The 19,796-nt window shown below is 25.6% G+C and carries 19 protein-coding genes and 1 riboswitch; of the genes, 11 read left to right on the top strand and 8 right to left on the bottom strand.

Features of this window, described 5'->3' with window-relative positions; translation table 4 throughout:
- Positions 1-166: 166 nt before the first annotated feature.
- Positions 167-1,093 (top strand): hypothetical protein, encoded by a 927-nt coding sequence (locus tag LT335_RS01435; protein WP_249728094.1) that lies wholly within the window; start codon positions 167-169, stop codon positions 1,091-1,093.
- A 61-nt stretch (positions 1,094-1,154) separates the two neighbouring features.
- On the opposite strand, the gene LT335_RS01430 is transcribed toward LT335_RS01435, so the two are convergent.
- The 8 genes from LT335_RS01430 to LT335_RS01395 all read right to left on the bottom strand — a co-directional run bounded on the left by LT335_RS01430 (position 1,155) and on the right by LT335_RS01395 (position 9,040).
- Positions 1,155-2,948 (bottom strand): dicarboxylate/amino acid:cation symporter, encoded by a 1,794-nt coding sequence (locus tag LT335_RS01430; protein WP_249728093.1) that lies wholly within the window; start codon positions 2,946-2,948, stop codon positions 1,155-1,157.
- A 15-nt stretch (positions 2,949-2,963) separates the two neighbouring features.
- Positions 2,964-4,394, bottom strand: a complete 1,431-nt coding sequence (locus LT335_RS01425) for an FAD-dependent oxidoreductase (protein ID WP_249728091.1) — start codon at positions 4,392-4,394, stop codon at positions 2,964-2,966.
- A 113-nt stretch (positions 4,395-4,507) separates the two neighbouring features.
- Positions 4,508-5,521 (bottom strand): alpha/beta hydrolase, encoded by a 1,014-nt coding sequence (locus LT335_RS01420; RefSeq protein ID WP_249728089.1) that lies wholly within the window; start codon positions 5,519-5,521, stop codon positions 4,508-4,510.
- Between the two features lie 65 nt (positions 5,522-5,586).
- Positions 5,587-6,279, bottom strand: coding sequence for an ABC transporter ATP-binding protein (locus LT335_RS01415; protein ID WP_249728087.1), 693 nt, complete (start codon positions 6,277-6,279; stop codon positions 5,587-5,589).
- Positions 6,263-6,787: a DUF4430 domain-containing protein gene (locus LT335_RS01410; RefSeq protein ID WP_249728085.1), complete on the bottom strand. Its 525-nt coding sequence runs from the start codon at positions 6,785-6,787 to the stop codon at positions 6,263-6,265. Before LT335_RS01410 ends, LT335_RS01415 begins: the two co-directional genes overlap by 17 nt.
- On the bottom strand, positions 6,759-7,619 hold the full coding sequence (locus LT335_RS01405; RefSeq protein WP_249728083.1) for an ABC transporter permease: 861 nt from the start codon (positions 7,617-7,619) through the stop codon (positions 6,759-6,761). Before LT335_RS01405 ends, LT335_RS01410 begins: the two co-directional genes overlap by 29 nt.
- 23 nt (positions 7,620-7,642) lie before the next feature.
- Positions 7,643-8,650: a hypothetical protein gene (locus LT335_RS01400; protein ID WP_249728081.1), complete on the bottom strand. Its 1,008-nt coding sequence runs from the start codon at positions 8,648-8,650 to the stop codon at positions 7,643-7,645.
- A gap of 6 nt (positions 8,651-8,656) precedes the next feature.
- The gene (locus LT335_RS01395; protein WP_249728079.1) at positions 8,657-9,040 is read right to left on the bottom strand and encodes a hypothetical protein; all 384 of its coding nucleotides are present in this window, start codon (positions 9,038-9,040) and stop codon (positions 8,657-8,659) included.
- A gap of 144 nt (positions 9,041-9,184) precedes the next feature.
- A riboswitch (cobalamin riboswitch) is annotated at positions 9,185-9,350 on the bottom strand.
- A gap of 339 nt (positions 9,351-9,689) precedes the next feature.
- On the opposite strand from LT335_RS01395, the gene LT335_RS01390 reads away from it, so the two are divergent.
- From LT335_RS01390 to LT335_RS01345, 10 genes are all read left to right on the top strand, one after another.
- A complete protein-coding gene (locus LT335_RS01390) occupies positions 9,690-11,288 on the top strand; it encodes an MATE family efflux transporter (RefSeq protein WP_249728078.1) in 1,599 nt (532 codons plus the stop codon).
- Between the two features lie 133 nt (positions 11,289-11,421).
- A complete protein-coding gene (gene hprK, locus LT335_RS01385) occupies positions 11,422-12,375 on the top strand; it encodes an HPr(Ser) kinase/phosphatase (protein WP_249728076.1) in 954 nt (317 codons plus the stop codon).
- A gap of 23 nt (positions 12,376-12,398) precedes the next feature.
- Complete coding sequence (locus LT335_RS01380) at positions 12,399-13,610, top strand: prolipoprotein diacylglyceryl transferase (protein WP_249728074.1); 1,212 nt, start codon at positions 12,399-12,401, stop codon at positions 13,608-13,610.
- Positions 13,594-14,553: a thioredoxin-disulfide reductase gene (gene trxB / locus LT335_RS01375; RefSeq protein WP_249728073.1), complete on the top strand. Its 960-nt coding sequence runs from the start codon at positions 13,594-13,596 to the stop codon at positions 14,551-14,553. The genes LT335_RS01380 and trxB overlap by 17 nt, the downstream gene beginning before the upstream one ends.
- A gap of 27 nt (positions 14,554-14,580) precedes the next feature.
- Complete coding sequence (gene whiA, locus LT335_RS01370; RefSeq protein WP_249728071.1) at positions 14,581-15,495, top strand: DNA-binding protein WhiA; 915 nt, start codon at positions 14,581-14,583, stop codon at positions 15,493-15,495.
- Positions 15,496-15,530: 35 nt separating this feature from the next.
- A complete protein-coding gene (locus tag LT335_RS01365) occupies positions 15,531-15,833 on the top strand; it encodes a helix-turn-helix domain-containing protein (protein WP_249728069.1) in 303 nt (100 codons plus the stop codon).
- A gap of 153 nt (positions 15,834-15,986) precedes the next feature.
- Positions 15,987-16,415 (top strand): hypothetical protein, encoded by a 429-nt coding sequence (locus tag LT335_RS01360; protein ID WP_249728067.1) that lies wholly within the window; start codon positions 15,987-15,989, stop codon positions 16,413-16,415.
- Between the two features lie 21 nt (positions 16,416-16,436).
- Positions 16,437-18,047: a tyrosine--tRNA ligase gene (tyrS, locus tag LT335_RS04485; protein WP_249728065.1), complete on the top strand. Its 1,611-nt coding sequence runs from the start codon at positions 16,437-16,439 to the stop codon at positions 18,045-18,047.
- A 141-nt stretch (positions 18,048-18,188) separates the two neighbouring features.
- Positions 18,189-19,325, top strand: coding sequence for a hypothetical protein (locus LT335_RS01350; protein ID WP_249728064.1), 1,137 nt, complete (start codon positions 18,189-18,191; stop codon positions 19,323-19,325).
- An 87-nt stretch (positions 19,326-19,412) separates the two neighbouring features.
- Entirely contained in the window at positions 19,413-19,586 is a 174-nt protein-coding gene (locus LT335_RS01345) for a hypothetical protein (RefSeq protein ID WP_249728061.1), read from the top strand.
- The last annotated feature ends 210 nt before the right edge of the window (positions 19,587-19,796 follow it).

Genomic DNA, 19,796 nt, shown 5'->3' with positions numbered 1-19,796 from the left:
TATTAGAAAACTGATAATAAGTTATTTAAAAAGATACTTTTAAAAATTACAAATTATTAATAATTATTTACTAAACTTATTTTTTTAAATTAATAAAATTCTAAAACATGAATTACAATGCCATAATAACCAATTAATAAAAAGCAATTAGAATTGGAAAGCAATTATGGGTGGAATGATTTTAAAAAAAATTACAATATGATTACTTAGAAGAAAAAAAATAGCTTCAGAAGAAGCAGTTGATTTAATCAACAAAGAAATATCTGATACTTTTAGATTTTTCGTTATTAAACCTGATTTTAAAAAAGATTTAGACCTTAAACCAGTAATTTTAAAATGATTTTATTGTTCTTATTGGATTAATTTAATTTTTACTGCATTTATAATTTTTGCAAATGCTATTTATATTGTTCTTTTATTATATATTTTTTTTGGCATTAAATTTTCTGGAATTCCTAAAGATAGTTTTAGTATTCCTTGAATTGGAACTGTTATAATTAAAAGTTTATTTGTTATTTTTCTTATTAGAGTTTTTAGTGATTGTTATAAATTATCTCTTAAAGCTAATTATCGTAATCAATACTTAAAATTATTATGATTAGATATTATTACTTTAAATCTTTTTAGCATTATTGGAAGTTTATTATTTCTTAAGCATAAACATAAGAATTATTTATCAAATATTACTGCTGATTTTAAGATTGTTAATAATAATTTAAATTTGCAAACAATTAAGCATTATTTAAAAGCAATTTTTCAAATAGATTTTTTAATATTAATAATTAATTTATTTATTTTTATAACTACAATTCTTATTGGTTATTTTGTGCCAATTAATATTATTAAAATAATATTTTGAATTTTATTTTTTCTAAATTTTTTAATATTATCTATTTGATCAATACCAAGAATAATAGCGTTTCTTATTATTCAAACAAAATTAAAAAAATTAGTAAATAATAAAAGTTATTATTATTTTGTGACAGTGGTTCGTTTCTTAGTATTTAATCTTGGGTCTTATTATATTGCGACTTTAGTTATTTTTTTAAAGTTTGATGAAGATTCTAAAGAACTTATAATGGAAAATTGATAATTATTATTTATTTAATCAAAATTAAAAAAAGTTGAACTGTAAGATTCAACTTTTTTCTGTTTTAATGTTCATTATTATTTTGATTATTATTTTTTTGCTTTTTAATTGCTTTAATTTTAGCTTTCATTTCTAATTTTAAAGTTTTAACTTGTTCTTGATAGTTTGTTTTAACATTAGCAATATCAATGTCAATATTTGGATTAGGAGTTACATTTTGATCTGAATCATTGATTGCTTGAATTTTATTATCTCTTGCTTTTTTTAATACTGCAATTTTTGCTTCATATGCTTTTTTTAAATTATTAATTTCATTTTCTTTTGCTTTTCTAACAGCAATTTTTGCCCCAATCTTTTTATTTAAAATATGAAGTGGCTTGAATAAATAATTTTTTAATTTTAACTTCTCATCTTCAATCATATCATTATTACGACTAGCAATTGCCGTTGCTTGTAAACCACCAGAAATATTAACAGCAGTTCTTCCCATATCAAACAAGCCATCTAAAGCACCAATAATACCATAAACCGATGCATAAAAAGCACCAAATCCTAAACCACCTAAGACACCGGCAGTAACAACACTAGCAGTACCAGGAACTCCAGCAATTCCTAAAGAAGCAATTAAAGTAACAATTAAACCATTAATAAATAATAAAGCAATTGTTCAATCAGGAAAGTCACCTTGTTTAATAACTGAAAAATATAAGAACGATAGAATAATTCCTGCTTGAACACCAGCACAACCGCTAAGTCCAATTGTTGTTGATAGTGGCATAACAGTATCGGCTGCTTCTTCTTTAATTTTTAGATTATTTTTTAAAGTGTCAAGAGCAATTGGTAATGTTGCACTTGATGATTGTGTTGTAAATCCACTAATAATTGGTCGTTGTGCTTTTTTCAATCATCGTCAAGGATTAACACCAAAGATGAATAATGATAATAAATGTCAGGCAAAAGTAATCACTAATGCCAAGTACGCAACACCAATAATAATACCAATATCAGCTAGAGCGCCGATTGGATAATTCATAATCGCAGAAGCTAACATACTCATAACAGCAAACGGCATAATTTTCACGAACATTGTTAAAATTGAAGTAATAATTTTTCACATTGTTTCTAAAACACTACGGGCTTTATCCATTCGTTGTTCGTTTCTTTTTGTTAGTTTTTTAATTGCATAACCAACTAAAAAACCTAGAATAATTACGGGAATAATTAGAAATTGAGTAAAGACACCAATAAAACTACTAGGAATATAACCAGCAATTAAAGCAGGAATTCCTTTAACACTATCTCTTGTATAAGTACCACTTTCGCTTAAATGAAAGTTTTGGCCAATTTTAAAGGCCATTCCTAGCCCAAAAGCGATACAAAAAGCAATCGCAACATTTACTAATAAAATAACAATGCCGGTAATTGAAACTTTCATTAATTGATTAGTGCTAGCAAGTTTTTTGGCAGTGATACGAGCAATAGCTAAGAAAACAATTGGCACTGTTAGCATAGTAATACCAGTAATAAAGATATTCTTAATTAGTTCCACTCAACGAGCAGTTTCACCAGCTCATTCAATATAATGGGGATTTTGTGTTTCACCACCTGATAAAAGTGGATTAGTAATATTATTAGGATTAAAACCAGTAATACCTTGAATTGTTAAACCAAAAATTAACCCTAATCCCATGCCAATAAAGATCCGATAAGGAAATTTCAATCTTGTTTTTTTAATTGTAATTGATAAAGCAATAATAATGGTGAAAAAAATTAAAATTGCTACTAAACTTTGTCAGTGAGAGATACCAAGAAAATCTCGCAGCAAATTAATTTTTTTATTATCAGCTAAAAGAGTCATAATTTCTTCTTTCTATTATTTGATTTTTCTTGCAGCAATATGAATAATATCGCTTGTTGTTGCAAAAGGTGGCGCATATACTAAATCTAAATTTTGTAAATCACGACTATCCATTTTATTTCAAATTGCGGTTGCTAAAGCATCGATTCTTAATACTGCTTTATTATAGCCTGCGATTTGTGCACCAAGAAGTTGATAAGAAGTCTTATCATAAGTTAGTTTTAAATATAATGGTTTTGCTGTTTTAAAATAAATTGGAATATCATTGCTTTTGACAAAGACAGAAGCAACTCTTTCTGATGTTCAAGAATCATCTTTAATTCCAGTTTTAGCAAGTTCTAAGTTTTTAACTCTAAGAATTCCCGAACCAAGAGTTCCAGGTCAAGATTCTTTCTGATCTGGGTGAGTAATATTATGAGCAATTACTCTTGCAATTTTATTAGCAGTAGTTGCTAATGGTAAGTAATCAATATTTTGACTTATTTTATTAATAATTATGGCACAATCACCGCCACTAAAAATGTTTTCATAAACACTTGAATCTGATTTTAAGACTTGGCCGTATTGATTAATAATTACAGCATTATTTTTTGCTAATTTAATATTATTCTTAGTTAAGAAGTCGGTATTAGGTCGAAAGCCTGTTGCTAGTAATACTAAATCACATTCAATTAGTTCGCCTTTGTTAGTTTTTAAACTAACAATTGTATCATCTTTAAGATTTATTTCTTCAATTGTTGTATTGAGCAATACTTTAGTTGCCATTAGTTGTTTATTTGCTTTTTGATTATTAGCATTTTTTCCAGTAACTTCATCATAAATTAATTGACTAAATTCATGATCAAAAACATTTGCCATTAAACCATTTTTAACTTCAATAATTGTTGTATCTTTTTTTAATTTTGCACATGCTTCAGCCATTTCTAAGCCAATAAAGCTACCGCCAATAATCGCAATTTTTTGTGAATTTTTGATAATTTTTTTAATATTAATTGCGTCTTCTTTAGTTATGACATTAAATAAATTTTTTGGTTGCTTTTTTAAATTGAATGGTGGAAAAATATTACCTTTCGCACCGGTAGCAATTACTAAATATTGGTATTTAATTTTATTACTTTTATTATTTTTTTGATTTTGATAAGTAAGTTCATTTTTTTCTGGATTAATATTTTTAACAATATGATTTAAATGAAACTGAATTTTACTTTGATATGCTTTTTCATTTTTAAAATCTTTTGTTGTTCTAGCATTTAATAAACTTTGTTTTCTAAAATCATTGCTAATAAAATATGGAATCGCACATGCTCCCAAAGAAATGTAGTTATGATTTTGAAAGACATGAATTTTTAAGTTTTTATTTTCTCGTGCTAATTTACTTGCAACACCCATTCCAGTTGCACCAGCACCAATAATGGCAATTTTCATATTATTTTCAAAACCTTTCATTATTTATAATCTAAAAATATTGTAAAACCTTAATCTTACTTTATAGCAAGTGTTTTTAGTAAAAAAATAGTTAAGATAATCTTATAACTTAACTAATATTTTTGCAATTTTTCTTACTTTATTATTTGATTAATATAATCAAAAACTAATTCGGAAATTTTTTTGTCTTGTGGTTGATTATATTCATCAAGAATTGTTGCTTCGCGATTATCACCAACTAAAAAAGATTGACCATGTAATGCTTCTTTAATTAAGTAAATTTTACTTTTAATTGGATGTTCATAACGAATTTTTTCGCGATATAATTCTTGGCTATTAGTATAACTAATAAAACGGTCACTTTTACCATGTAAGAATAAAACGGGAAATTTTGGAATGTATTTTAAATATTTGATTGGTTGCAATAATGATAAGTCATTGAAACCTGTCATTTTTGTTATTTGATTATGAAAAATTTTCATTGCTAAATTAGTTGGAATAAAACTATAGTTATTAATTTGTTCAACATAACTTTGTTCTAAGTGTGCAAACGAAGAATCGCAGATTAATAATTTAATATTGTCATTATTATGATTAGGTTGTTTATGATAAATGTCACTTCACATAATTACTGTTGCTGAACCTAAGGAAAAGCCATAAATAATAATATTTTCAGGTTGATATTTTTCGACAATATAATTAATGATATCTTGTAAATCTGAAGATTCATTTTTCCCGAAAGTAGTTGCTGCTTCATCACTTTCGCCATGATTTCTTGCATCATATCAAACAACATTATAGCCAGCTTGTAAAAAAAGATAAACTTGTTTAAAAATTCAGTAACGAGTATTAGTAATGCCATGAAGTAAAAAGATTGTACGATTATTATTACTATTTTTTACAGGACTTTTAATATAATCGCCAACTAAAGTTATTTGATCAAAAGTTGCTGTAACTTTAAAAGGATAAATATTTTTATTTGTTACTAATTGATTTCAATAATCAAGATAGATTGGTCATTTTTCTAATTCTGGATTAACCAATGGTGCCATTTTGGCATTATATTTTAAACAAGCATGAAACATTTCAATTGAATTAATGTCAACATTACTTCTTAATTTGATTAGATTAATTTTCGTATTTTTCATTGATACTCCTATACATTTAATAATTAACTAAATAAATTATAATAGTAATGAAAAAAATTTATTAATTAAATAATATCTTCAATAAAACTATTTAAATTGTTGTACTGTTTTAAGATATTTGTTTTTTTATCATCAAAAATAATTTTTTCATCTTTAATGACAATAATTCTACTACATAATGTTTCAATTTCTAATAAATTATGGCTAACTAATAATAAAGTTTGCTCTTGATTTTTAACAATTTCATTTATATAAGCAATAATATTTTTTTGTAAATGAAGATCTAAACTAGAAGTTAATTCGTCAAGAATTAATAGTTTTGGATTATGAATTAAGGCTAATAATAAGTTAAGACGCTGTTTTTGTCCAGGTGATAGCTTTTGTGCTTTATATTTTAGCAGTGATGATAAATCTAAATTTTTTATTAAATATTGAATTCTTTCTGTTTGTATTTTTGAATAAATCTTTTTATAAAACGATAAAATATCATTAATTGTTAAATTAGCAGGTCAATTATTTTCTTGGAATTGCAAACCAATTTCTTGTTTAAATTGTTTATTATCAAAAAAATAATCAATCGTACCACTAGTTGGTAATTGAATTTGGGTTATTATTTCAATTAAAGTTGTTTTGCCTTGACCATTAGCACCTAAAAGAGCAATTTTTTCCCCCTTATTAATTGTTAAATTAATATTTGTTAAGACTTTTTTATTATTATAAGATTTAGAAATGTTATTTAATCTAATTAGTGCTTCCATAGTGTTTGTCCTGAGCAATTTTTTCGTAATATAAATCTATTTTGTCATTCATATGTAGTTTTAAATTATCAATTCCGACTGGTGCTTCTTTGCCATTATAATATATTTTTCAAAAATCTTGACTACCATTAATAAAGTCTCCTTCAATTCATTTTTTATTTGAATCATCATAAATTCCAGTTAATATTCTTCCCAACCCGGCATTTTTTAAATGATAAGTATTAGTATATGATGCCATTAAATCACCAACAGTTGCCATTGTTGATTGATAATGAAATAAGAATAATAAATTTGTGTTTAAAGTATCATCTGAATTATTATAAGCAGTGATATCAATATTTAAAGTATGATCACTACGATTTTTTAAAATAAAGTATTTTGGTAAATAAGTAATATTAACAATTATTGATACTCCTAAAATTACTAAAACTAAATTTCAAATCGTTCATTTTCAAATTTTTTTATTTTTTAATATTTTTTTATTTAGTTCTTTTTCATCTTTTAGCATTAATTTTCTCCTGCAAATTCTTTTTTATTTTATAAGGTAAAGTTTTAATTGCTTTGTGAAACAAAATAAAACTTAATAAGACAACAATAATAATTAAAGATATTATTAATGGAATTAAATAATTAGTAAAGATACCATAATCTTTATAACTAATTAATTCTTTACCATTATAAGTTGGGGTAAAGTGATACCAACTATAAATCATCAAGGAACTAGCATATGTTCCAGGTATAATTAAAGCTAAATATTTTAAAATCGCACTCGTTCTAATAACAAATAAAGGCAAATAACAACCTGATAAAAAAACTGTTAATAAGAAAAAAGCAATTGCAATAATTAAATTAATCTTAAAATCTTCAATGAATATATTAAAAATAAAACCAATTAAACACGAAGTAATACTGTTGATAATAATAGTAACAAAAAGTCATGCTCAATTGATTCAGTCAAAATGAATTTGTTTATGATAAATTGCGGCACTAAAACCAAGCAATTGAGCAGAAATAATTAAAATGATTAGTAAATGATAAAAAACAAGACTATAGAAAAATTCTGACATTTTTAAAGGCATTGATTTTAAGCGTTTAAAAAATAATGTTTGTTTAAAATCAGTTAAGATTAAAGTTAAATTTAGAATACCAATTGTTGGTCCAATACTAATAATGACGCCAGGTAGGGCTAAAAAAGCACCATTACTACTAATAGGTTGTTGGATTGTATTAGAAAAAGCAACACAAAAAATTAAAAAAATAAATGGCAAAATAAAACAAAGTAAAAAGCTAAATCATGATTTAACTTGGTATTTAAATAGTAATTTTAAAACGGCAATCATTTGAAATAGCTTTCTGAAATATTTTAAGCAATATAATTTGCTTTAAATTTGGTTTGTTCTTGACTATTGAAAGATCAGAATCCTTTTGTAATAAATAAATAATTAACAATATCTGATTCATTAAAAGCATTATCTAATTTAAGTAATTGTGGTGTTTGAAAGATTGTTTGATTTTTGTAGTTAAGTTTTAAAGTAAATCCTCAATGTGGTGTTGGAATATTAATTACATTCCCAGTATTATCAATTCATGCTTCTTTAATTGTGTTTTGCAATAAAAAAACATGGTTAAGATCAGTTGTCTTAATTGTAAAAGAATTTTCATTAATTAAACTTAATGGTACATTCATCCCAATTCCTGATTGTCCAATTCATTTGTCATATAATTCTTTTTGCGAATGATTATTTGGTAAATCATTTTTAGTTCTTAATAATTTTTCTCAACCATTTGAATTTCATCAATCTTGTTGTCCAACTGTAGGTCGACCTGGAAAACTACCAGTTTCACTAAATCATTTTTTTTCATCTGCAGTTCATGTTGTTAGTGCTTTCTTACCGGTCTTAATTTCTTGATATTTTTTAATATCCATTAAAGCATTACCATTTATCGTTGTATCTTCAGTAATAAAACTCTTATTAGTATAAGTTGTTTCATTAACTTTTTTTCAAGTGACAGGTTCTTCAATACCAATTGTTCATTTTGGACTAGCACTGTCATCAATAGTAATTTCTTGAACTGCTTCAGTAATATTATTTGCTTGTGGTAAATAAAGATATAAATTATTATTAGTATTAAGATCAACTCAATCATATTGTTGTCATGGATCAGTTTTATCTGTTTTCTTGTTAACTAAATAATAGTGATCATAACCAATATTAATTGTTCCTGAATTATTTTGACTCATTTTATGAACTCAATCAGGAGTTTTTTCTACTAAATTAATTTGACTAATGTTTTTATTAGTATTTACGATACCAAGTGGTGTTAGTGCTGCTACTAAACTAGTTGAAAGTAGCATTAAAAACTTACGCATTATTTTTTACGCTCCTTCTAATAATATGCCGGTTTTAATAAAATAAGGTTGAGAAGAATTTTGCTTTTTATCTTGATAATTAATATTGATAATTATTTGATTAAACATATTGTCTCTTGATATTTTAAGATTTATTATTGAAATTGCATCAAAATTTTTAACATGTTTTTGTAAATAATTTAAAAAATCTGATTTAATTGTTTCATCTAATGTATCTTTTGTTCAGTCATACGGATTAAAAGCAGTTTCTTTTTCTAATTTTGCTAGTGTTTCATTTAAAATTGGTATTATTCCAATTTGATTTTCTTCTTGATTATTACAAGCAATTACGGTTGTACTTACTAAAGTTGTTAAACTTAAAGTATTTAAAATACTTAATATTTTTTTCATTAATTAATATACCTGCTTTCTCTTATAATTGTGATAAAAAAATGTCCATCTCTAGGATAATGGACACTATTTAAAAATTATTTGTTTTTTACAAAGTAAAAAAAGCAATAATATTTTAAATATTCAAACCCCAGGAATAATAAATTACTTTTTGAAAATCAGACCGGTCTACTGGCTTAACCTCATTTTACTAGTTGTCCTTCTCAAAATTGGATTTCAATGGATAATTCAACGTTCATTAGTATTACAGTTGCTGGGACAGCAAAGAGTTTTCATCTTTTTCCCGAACATCTAAGTTTCAATTATTTATATTTAGTTGTGAATTTATGTTATTACAATATTTTTTGTTTGTAAAGCAATTTAATTTATCAAAAATATTTTTTTGATTCTATTTTTATTAATAATAATTTTTATTAAAAAAATATGTTAATAGAAACTTTTTTATTGCTTAATTAACTTTTTTCTGCTATAAATAAATTACAATTTATTTTTGCTTTTTTAATATTTTTTGGAAAAATTTTCATTTTATCAAAAAATTATTTGTCTTTATTAGTAAGTAAAAAAAGATAAAATAATTTTTTTATTGAATAATAATTAAAATTTAACTTTTTATTAAAGAATAAAATCTAATGAAAGGAGCAATATTATAATGGCAGCATTGCTAACTACTCGTGAAAAAAAATTGCGTTATGGAGCCCCATGAAAAGTAATTGCTTATTTTTGTATTCCAACAATTTTAATTATGGTAATTCAAGGTTTTTATAATATTATTGATAAAACTTTAGCTTTACAATTTGCTTCTCGTGACTTAGCTCATGATCCTTGATATATTGATCAATATAATCATCTGACTAATAGTAATGTATCAGTTGTGCCCCTTGATCAAATCAAAATTTATATTAATGTTGCAACACAATATGCATCGCAAACTTATAATTTAATGATTGCTTTTGGTGTTATGGCAGCGATGGGTTGCGCGATGACTTTTTCTTATGCTTTTGGAAAAAGAGATATTAAAAAAATGAGTGAACTTACAGGTAATGGTTTTTCATTTACTTTGCTTTTTTCAATTTTAATTGCTTTTCTTGTTTTTTGTCTAGTTTTTCCTGGCTTTCATTCCGTTCTTATTACGAGTCAAATGGGAAGCCGTTATAATCCGATTACTGAACAATTAGCTTGACAGTACTCTTATCCAATGTTGTTAGCAGCACCACTGGCATTTATTAGTTTTTATTTTACTGCTTTATTAAGAAATGAAGGAAGAGCAAACTGAGTAATTATCATTATGGTTTCTTCTTTATTAATTAATGCTGGAGCAGCAATTTTATTTATGCGAGTTTTACATTTAAAAATGCAAGGTGCAATGTTGGGAACGATAGTTTCTTGATTAGTACAAATAATTTGAGGATTTATTATTGTTTTTGGTTTTAAAAAAAGTTATTCTCGTTTTACTTGACATGATGTTTGATATTTAAAATGAAGTAATATTTGACAATTTCTTAAAGCAGGATTTCCTAATTTTATTTCAGGTGTTTCTTTTGTTGTCTTTTCTTATTTTTCAACGATGCTCGTCGTCCAGTTACCAAATCAACCAGAAACTGGCAATGGCGTTTCGTTATTACAAGAATTAATGTCTGCTTATTCACCTTGAACTACTTTAATTTATTCTGCTGGAATTGGAATTTCACAAGGTTCACGAGCAATTCTTGCTTATAATTATGGTGCTCAAAAGTATCGCCGAATTTGGGAAATTTTATGACGAAGTAGTGTTTTATTAATTACTTGATTCACTCTTGTTTTAATTATTTTAATTGCTTTGGGTGATAAAATGATGTTAGTTTTTGCCTTTCCAAAGCAATATGTTAGCCAATATCGTTGATGATTAGTTTTATCTTTCTGTTCTTATCCTCTTTCTTCACTTAGTTTAATTGCTTTTACTTTTTATCAAGGAATTAATAAATCATTATTAGCATCAATAGCTAATAGTTTACGAGCTTTTATTGTAGCATTACCAATGATGGGACTAGGATTGCTTGTATCAAAATTAACTGGTAATCCAATTTATTACTTTTTATTCTTTGGCTTAGTTGATTTTGGTTGTGCTTTAGTTTTAATACCAATGTTAGCTTATAGTTGATATAAATATCATAATAAAATAGTTGATATTCCTGATCATTTTGATAAAGAAGCTTCTGTAAAAACTACAGCAAAAAAACCTGAACCTGTTAAAAAATATCAACACTTTTAATATGAAAATTTCAAATAAATTATTATCATTTATGTTATAATTAAAGTCTAGATTATTTAATAATTAACAATACTTTGGTTAAGAATTTTAAATTTAAAGTATAATTAATTAATAATAGTCAATAGGTGAAATAATGCCAAATTTTACAGTTGCAGAAATTGTTAAAGAATTTAATTTAAAAGTTTTATATTGTAATGACGAAGTTGATTTAGAACAAAGATTGATTACTACTTTAGGAATTAATCGTGGTGGTTTAGAATTAAGTGGTTTTAAAAGTAAAAGAATTACTTTAGCAAGAAGAGTTATGTTGCTAAGTAGTAAAGAAAATGAATATCTTGATACTTTAAAAACTGATACTTATCAAGATCATTTTGTTAATATTTTAGAAGAACATATTCCGGCTGTTTTTATTACTGCTAACTTTAACTATGAAAAAGAATTATGTCAAATTGCTAAAAAGTTAAAAAGTAAAGTTCCAATTATTAAATTTCTTGGTAATACTTTTGATTTTTCTAGCACTATTAATTTGTATATTACTGAGCGGTTAGCACCTACTACACAAATTCATGGTACTTTTGTTAATATTTTTGGTTATGGTGTTTTAATTACTGGTCCAAGTGGTATTGGTAAATCAGAAACAACTTTAGATTTAATTCGTAATGGTCATCTTTTTATTGGTGATGATAGTATTAATATTTTAAAAATTAATAATAAGATTATTGGTAAAACTAATGAAATTGTTAAAAACTTAATTGAAATTAGAGGAATTGGCATTTTAGATGTAACAAAAATGTATGGTTATCATATCGTTTTACCTGAAAGTCAAGTTCACTTAGTTATTAAATTAATTCCTGCTAATAGTAGTTCTTGAAGTAAAATTGACCGTGTTGGTGATAGTTTAAAATATTCTGATTTTTTTGGTGTCAAAGTTCCATTAATTCAAATACCTGTTACTTCAGGAAGAAACTTGGCCGATTTAATTGAGTCAGCTGTTATTAGTTTAAAATTAAAAGCAGCAGGACAAGATAGCGCGATAAAATTTCAAGAGGATTTAATTGCAACTTTGAGAAAGCGCGATAAAAAATAAATGAAATAAGGCGATGATTAATAATGTACTTTTTTGATAGTTATAATGATTCAATTGCTAATATCCCAGGAACATCAATTCATATTTATTCAATTTTGATGGGTCTGGCAATTTTAGTAGTTTTTTTTACTTCATGATTTAAAATGCATCGTAGGAACATTCCAACAAGAACGCTTGAATGAGCAGTTTTAATTATTGTTCCAGTTGGTTTAATTGGTGCGCGGTTATGATTTGTTTTAAATAATCTGCAATCAATGCACAGTTTTCTTGATGTTATTGCCATTTGAAGAGGTGGTATTGCTATTGAAGGTGGAGTTAGTTTTGGATTAATTGTTGGATTAATTATTTTTTATCGTGCTTCATTAAAATACAAAATTTCAATGTGAGTTTATTTAGATTGTATTATCTCTAATGTTTTATTGGGGCAAGCAATTGGTCGTTGAGGAAACTTTTTTAATCAAGAAGTTTTAGGTTGAAATGTCGGTCATCCATTTGCTGGGTTACCTAGTTGAATTAATAATCATCTTCATTATCCTGATGAAGCAATTGGTATTTATCGTCAACCATTATTTTTATATGAATCAATTATTTCTTTATTTGGGTGAGTTACTTTAACATTTATTGTTCCTAAATTTGGATTTTGAATTAGCAAAAAACCTTGAAAAGTTGCACCAGAAAAATTTCAACCATTATGAATTACTGAACCAATTATCAAAAGTGATTATTATCAACCATGAAAATTAGTTAGCAAAATTTATCGTTATTCTCGTTGAAAAAAAACTTGTTGAAATCAAGCTTATTATGATTTTGAACCAGAAAGAACAATGATTAAAGATGCTATTATTAAGCCTCTAAAATTGCATAAAATTACTCCAGATATGAAGTTTAATACTAAATTTCTTTTAAAAAATAAAAATTTTTATCAAAAAACAACTCATAAATTAAAGTTTACTCAAGATGCAACTTTATTAAACAATAGTTATAATCCGAACCATTATCGAGTAACTGCAACAGGAACTGCTGGATCATTGTATTTTGCTTTTTATGGTATGATTAGGTTAATAATGGAACCTTTCCGTGATACACGAGATATTATGATGATTGGTAATGTTTCAACTTCGATGGTGGTTTCAGCTTTATGAATTGTTTTAGGTATTACTTTAGTAATTTTTGCTCAAATTATTGCGAAAAAGAAATTTAGAAAAAAAGGATGATTATATGAACGCCAATACTAAACCAATTAAATATGATTATGATTTAATTATCGTTGGAGCCGGACCAGCTGGCATGACGGCAGCAATTTATGCCCAAAGAGCTAGTTTAAAAACAGTAATTATTGAAAAAGAATTAGTTGGTGGCAAAATGACTAAAACTTCGGAAGTTGAAAATTATCCTGGAATTGATTTTATTATGGGTCAAGAATTAGCTTTAAAAATGCAAGAGCAAGTTGAAAAGTTAAAAGTTGAATTTATTTATGATGAAGTTGTAAAAATTACTGATGGTTTAAAACATCTAAGCAAAATAATTAAATTACTTAGTGGTAAAACAATTACAGCAAAAGCAGTTATTATTGCTACTGGATGTGTTGAAAAACGAATTGCTGTTCCTGGTGAAGATGAATATTATGGTAAGGGTGTTTCTTATTGTGGTGTTTGTGATGGTTTTTTATATAAAAATAAGATTATTACAGTTGTTGGTGGCGGTTATGCTGCTTGTGAAGAATCATTGTTTTTGACAAGAATGACAAATAATTTAAATTTAATTCATCGCAGTGAAAAATTTCGTGCTGATGATATAACTTTGAAAAAAGTAAAAAATAATTCTAATATTCAATTACATCTTAATTGAGAAGTTAAAGAAATTATTGGTGACAAAGACCTTGATAAAGTTGTTGCTGTAAAACTTTTTAATAGTAAAACTAAGGAAATTAAAGAAATGAAAACCGATGCTTTATTTCCTTATATTGGTAGTGTTCCAATTACTGGGTTTGTTAAAGACTTAGGAATTTGTGATAAAGACGGTTATATTCTCGTTGATGACATTTGTCAAACAAAAATTCCCGGTTTATTTGCAGCCGGTGATGTTATCAAAAAGAAATTAAGACAAATTGTTACAGCAACCAATGATGGTGCTATTGCTGCACAATATATTATTAATTATATTGATAATATTAACTAATGTCTGTAAAATAAAGAGGTGATAACAATGTCATCATTTACAATGATGATAAAAGATGAAATTTGTCAAAAATCTTTTCAAGATTGTTGCCAAAAATCATTACTATCGGCTTTTATTAGATTAAATTACTTAACTAATAACAACCAAGAACAACAAAAAATTAAATTATATAGTTTTCATGAACCAACAATCAATTTAATTTTTCAATTATTAAATCGTCAAGGTTTAGAAAATTATTCTCAAATACTCACAACAAAATATAAAAAAACTAAAAGATATCTAATTGAAGTAAACCACTTAAGTAATGATCTTTGACTAAAAAGCATTGATTTTGATATTTTAGATCGGAATGTTAAGAAACATTGTCTTAGAGCATATATTGCTGGAATTTTTTTAGGATCAGGAAGTATTAATTCGCCGACAACTTCAAATTATCATTTAGAGTTGCAGTTTAATAGTTATCACTTTGCCAAAATAATTCAAAAATTATTATTAGATAATTTTAATCTAGACTTTAAAGTTATTATTCGCAGAAAAAAATTTATTCTTTATTTGAAAAAATCTAATGATATTTCTGAATTTTTAAAATTATTAGACTGCCCACAAGCAGTGTTTAGTTTTGAAGATCAAAGAATTAAACGAGAATTATTAAATACAATTAACCGGTTTAATAACATTGATATTTCTAATCAGCAAAAAACGCTTATTGCAAGTTTACAACAAGTAAAAATGATTACTAAGATTAAAGAGTTAAATCAATTTAATCAATTATCTAATAAATGTCAAAGTTTAGCTGATTTGAGATTAGAAAATCAAGATGCTTCTTTAACTGAGTTAAGTATCTTTTATTATGAAAAAACTGGTGAAATTATTACTAAATCGGGAGTTAATCACTTAATGCGTGAATTAAGAAAAACATATCGTGAGTTGTTATCAATGTAAATTTCAATTTTGAAATTCAATATAGAGGTGGAAATATGATTAAGGTTACTGAGAATAAAGAAATTATTGAAATTGATGAAGCAGAAGCAAGAAAATTATTATTAGATACTTTTGGTAAACGAATGAAAACATTACGAAATGGTAAAGGGAAAAAGTTTTCACAAGAAAAATTAAGCGAAACAAGTGGTCTTCATCGTAATTATATTTCTGATGCTGAAAGAGGAACAAGAAATGTATCTTTAATTGCAATGTTTAAAATTATTCAAGGTTTAGATATGTCTTTTGCTGATTTTTTTTCTGAAGGGTTTGATGAAGTTTTAAAAAATTTGGGTGAATAAATAAAAAATAGATTAATTTTTTATGATATAAAAAGAATGTCAAAGCGGAAAAAAGCCAAGGCATTTTTTTATTAATTGTTAATTTCTCACTAAGAGAAAGTGTTAAAGTGTTATAATTAAATAGATTAGTCTAACTTTAAAGAGGTGATTCAAGTGGATAATGATAAAGATAAAAAAGATAATTATCTTTTAGATGAAATTATTTCACCTATTTTTGGTCATGAATATAAAGATCGTGTTGTTGAAAATAAAAATTTAGTTCCTCATGTTACTCAAGATATCAAAGAAACTAATTATTTAGAAAAACAAATTGAAGAAGAATTAGAAGCAAAAAATAAAATCGCAAAAGTAAAAGCATATGAAGCAAGTTCTAAAACAAATACTGATGTTTTAAAACAATATCAAAAAGAAAAAGAAGCTAAAGAATTACAAGCTGCTCTACCTTCTAATTATTTAAATTTTCGTGATAGCTTAGAAAAAACAACTGATGATTTATCAATTATTTCTGATTTTACTGCTAATTATACAGAAACAATGAGTAATTCAGTTTTAGAAGTTGTTGATGACATTTTCTCTAATTAAAAAAATCTAAGAACTGGAGTAATGATGACAAATAATATTATTGATGAATTAAGTTGACGAAAAATAATTAAAGATATTAGTAATTCGGAGAAAGTTTTAACTGCGCAAAAATTACAAAAAGCAATTTATTGTGGGTTTGATCCAACTAATGATTCTTTGCATTTAGGAAATTTAATTCAAATTTTGTTATTAAGAAGATTTGCTTTATTTGGTTTTCAATCACTTGCTGTTATTGGTGGTGCTACTGCGATGATTGGTGATCCAAGTGGTAAGAGTCAAGAACGAAACTTATTATCACAGGAACAATTAAAAAATAATATTAAAGGTATTAGTAAACAATTAAGTAGTTTAATTAATCAACAAGAGTTTAGTGATTTGAATCCTTTAGATTTAATTCGTGATTTTAAAATTTTAAATAATCATGATTATCAACATTTAGAAATGGTTTTTAAAAGTATTAATCCTAATGCCCAATATAAAGATTCTTTAATCACAATTTTAAAAGAATTGCCTTTACCATTGCAAGAATTAAATTTGTCAGAACAAGAGTTAACTGAACTTTATCAAGGATTGAACTTAAATGTTAATTATTTAAAACAACAAGCAAAGTTAGCTGATTTAAATTTTCATCAATTATTAAAATACTTGAACACTTGAATTGCAGCTTGAAAAGAATTTTGCCAATTAGCTTGAGGACAAACTAAATCAACAAAAGTTAAGGATATTAAAATTTTAAATAATAGTGATTGACTATCAAACTTTAAACTTTTTGATTTTTTGCGTGATGTTGCTAAAGATTTTAATATTAATCAAATGCTTAGCAAAGAAATGGTGTCAAAAAGATTAGAAACTGGAATTTCTTATACTGAATTTTCTTATATGGTTTTACAAGGATATGATTTTTACCATTTATATACAAAAGAAAATTGTTATTTACAATCAGGTGGTAGCGATCAGTGAGGTAATATTACTGCTGGTCTTGATTTAATTCATCGCAAAATTGGTGCTGAGTCGCAAGCTGCTGGTTTAACAATTAATTTGTTAACAAAATCAAATGGTGAGAAGTTTGGGAAAAGTGAAAAAGGAGCAATCTTTTTATCAGAAGCAAAAACTTCAACATACGAATTGTATCAATTCTTATTTAATCAAGAAGATAAAGATTTAGAAAAATTATTCGCTAGTTTAACTTTTTTTGATCAAAAACAAATTGCTTTTATTAGTCAATTACATCGCAAAAATCCAACCTTGAGAATTGGTCAAAAAGTTTTAGCAGCAACGATAACAATTTTTGTTCATCAATTACCTGGTTATTTTAAGGCTTTAAAAATTACCAATGCGTTATTTAATAATGAAATTCATCAATTAACAACATCAGAAATCTTATCAATTTTTAAAGATGTTCCAACAATTAAACAAACTAGTGATGAAACTTTAATAGCAATTTTAGTTAATCATAAAATTTGTAATTCAAAACGACAAGTTCGTGAATTAATTCATGATCAAGCAATAGTTGTTAATGGTCAAAAAATTACTGATGAAAATCTTATTATTAGTAAGAAAGCAGCGATTAATCAACAAATAACTTTAATTAAAAAAGGAAAAAGAAATTATTATTTAGTTTTTCATCAATAAAAAATAATAAAAAAGTCATTATTAAATTATTTAATAATGACTTTTTTTGTTAAAAAAATATGTCAAATATAAAAACCGTTGAGATAATTTTTTATGGTTAACCAATAGAAAATAAAGTTTTTTTATCAAAAGGAGTTTATTATGAATAATAATCAAAATCAACAAGCAGATTTAAGTCAGGCAATTATTACTGACATTGAATATGCTACTAAAACAGAATTGAATATTGAAGCGGGTATTCGTGCTGAAAATGATGGAGTGTTAACTAATCAAATTAACAATAAGCAAGATAAAACTGATAATACTTTAACTACTACAAACAAAAATATTGTTGGTGCCATCAATGAAAATTTAATGTCAATCAATACAAAACAAGACACTCTAATAGACAGTGGCGATAATCAAAATATCAAAACAATTAATAGTCAATCAATTTTAGGCGTAGGTGATGTCATTATTAATGATGGGAGTACAAATTTAGATGACAATATTGAAATCTATGACAATGAAGATAACAACTTTGTCCAATACAAAGCAACTGATTTAGACTGAACTGCTGCTAATGATGAAACACTAACAAGTAAAAGATATGTTGATCAACAAGGCATAACAATCACAAACTCAATCAGTACAAAAGCTAACATAACTTATGTTGACTCACAAGGTGCCCTAAAACAAAACATTATCGACAACACATTGAATACTACAAGCAAAACTATTGTTGGAGCTATTAATGAATTAGTAACAGCCAAAATAAACAAAGATTATCTTAATGATCAACTATCAATAAAACAAAATACTTTAGTTAATAATGGCAACAATCAAAATATTAAAACAATTAATGGTCATGATATTTTAGGTCAAGGTGATTTAACAATTAAAACACCAGATGTAACTAAATATTATGTTGATAGTCAAAATGAAAATTTACAAAGACAAATTAATAAAGGTTATTATTGAAAGCCAATTAATATTACTGGTGCAAAAACAAGAAATGTTAATGTTATTGGAAATTTACAAGTTAATAAAATTTATAAAATTGCTTATACATGAAGTGGTGATGCTCATAGTAATATTACTTATAAAGAGTATCTTCATCTAAATAATAAAAATGTTGATCTTGAACGATATCTTCATAGTTCACTTATTGGATTATTACCTAATGTTTTAGCATTAGAAAATAATGGAAATACTGGATTTCGAATTTACGAAGCAATTGGTGTTCAAAGTACTGATGGTTTTATTGTTGCTGTTTATATTTTAAGTAAGTTAGATTAAAAAAATTATTTCAATAATTTAGGACGAATAACTTTTTCATAGGTATTCGTCCAAATCTTTAAAGATATTATCAGTAACGAATTGATTTTGAATAATGAAAAACCACTTGATGCAATTACAGGAATTGAAATCAGTGGCATTTTTGGCAATGGTAATTATGATTTATCGTTATTAACTGGTGATAAAAAAGAAATCCCAATTAATAATCTTAATTTATTTTCACAAAACGAAAAAATATCATTAATCAAAATTGAAATTTAATCATTAAAATACCCTTTTGGATAAGTTCCGTCTCATTTTATATCATCTTTATAGCCATGTTTAGCAAAGTAAAAACCAGCACCATTCAAACTTACTCAAATAGTACCTTTCCCTCAAACAGCTTCTCTTGAAGGTTTTAAATAATAATTTAATCCATCATTATGAACAGCAACACTACCTATAATTAATGAAATTGAACCAGTAACTGCA

This window comes from Spiroplasma attinicola (genome assembly GCF_023509825.1).
GTDB classification, from domain to species: Bacteria; Bacillota_I; Bacilli_A; order Mycoplasmatales; family VBWQ01; genus Spiroplasma_D; species Spiroplasma_D attinicola.
The sequence above is the reverse complement of the archived record's forward strand: the minus strand, read 5'-3'. Positions and strand labels throughout refer to the sequence as shown.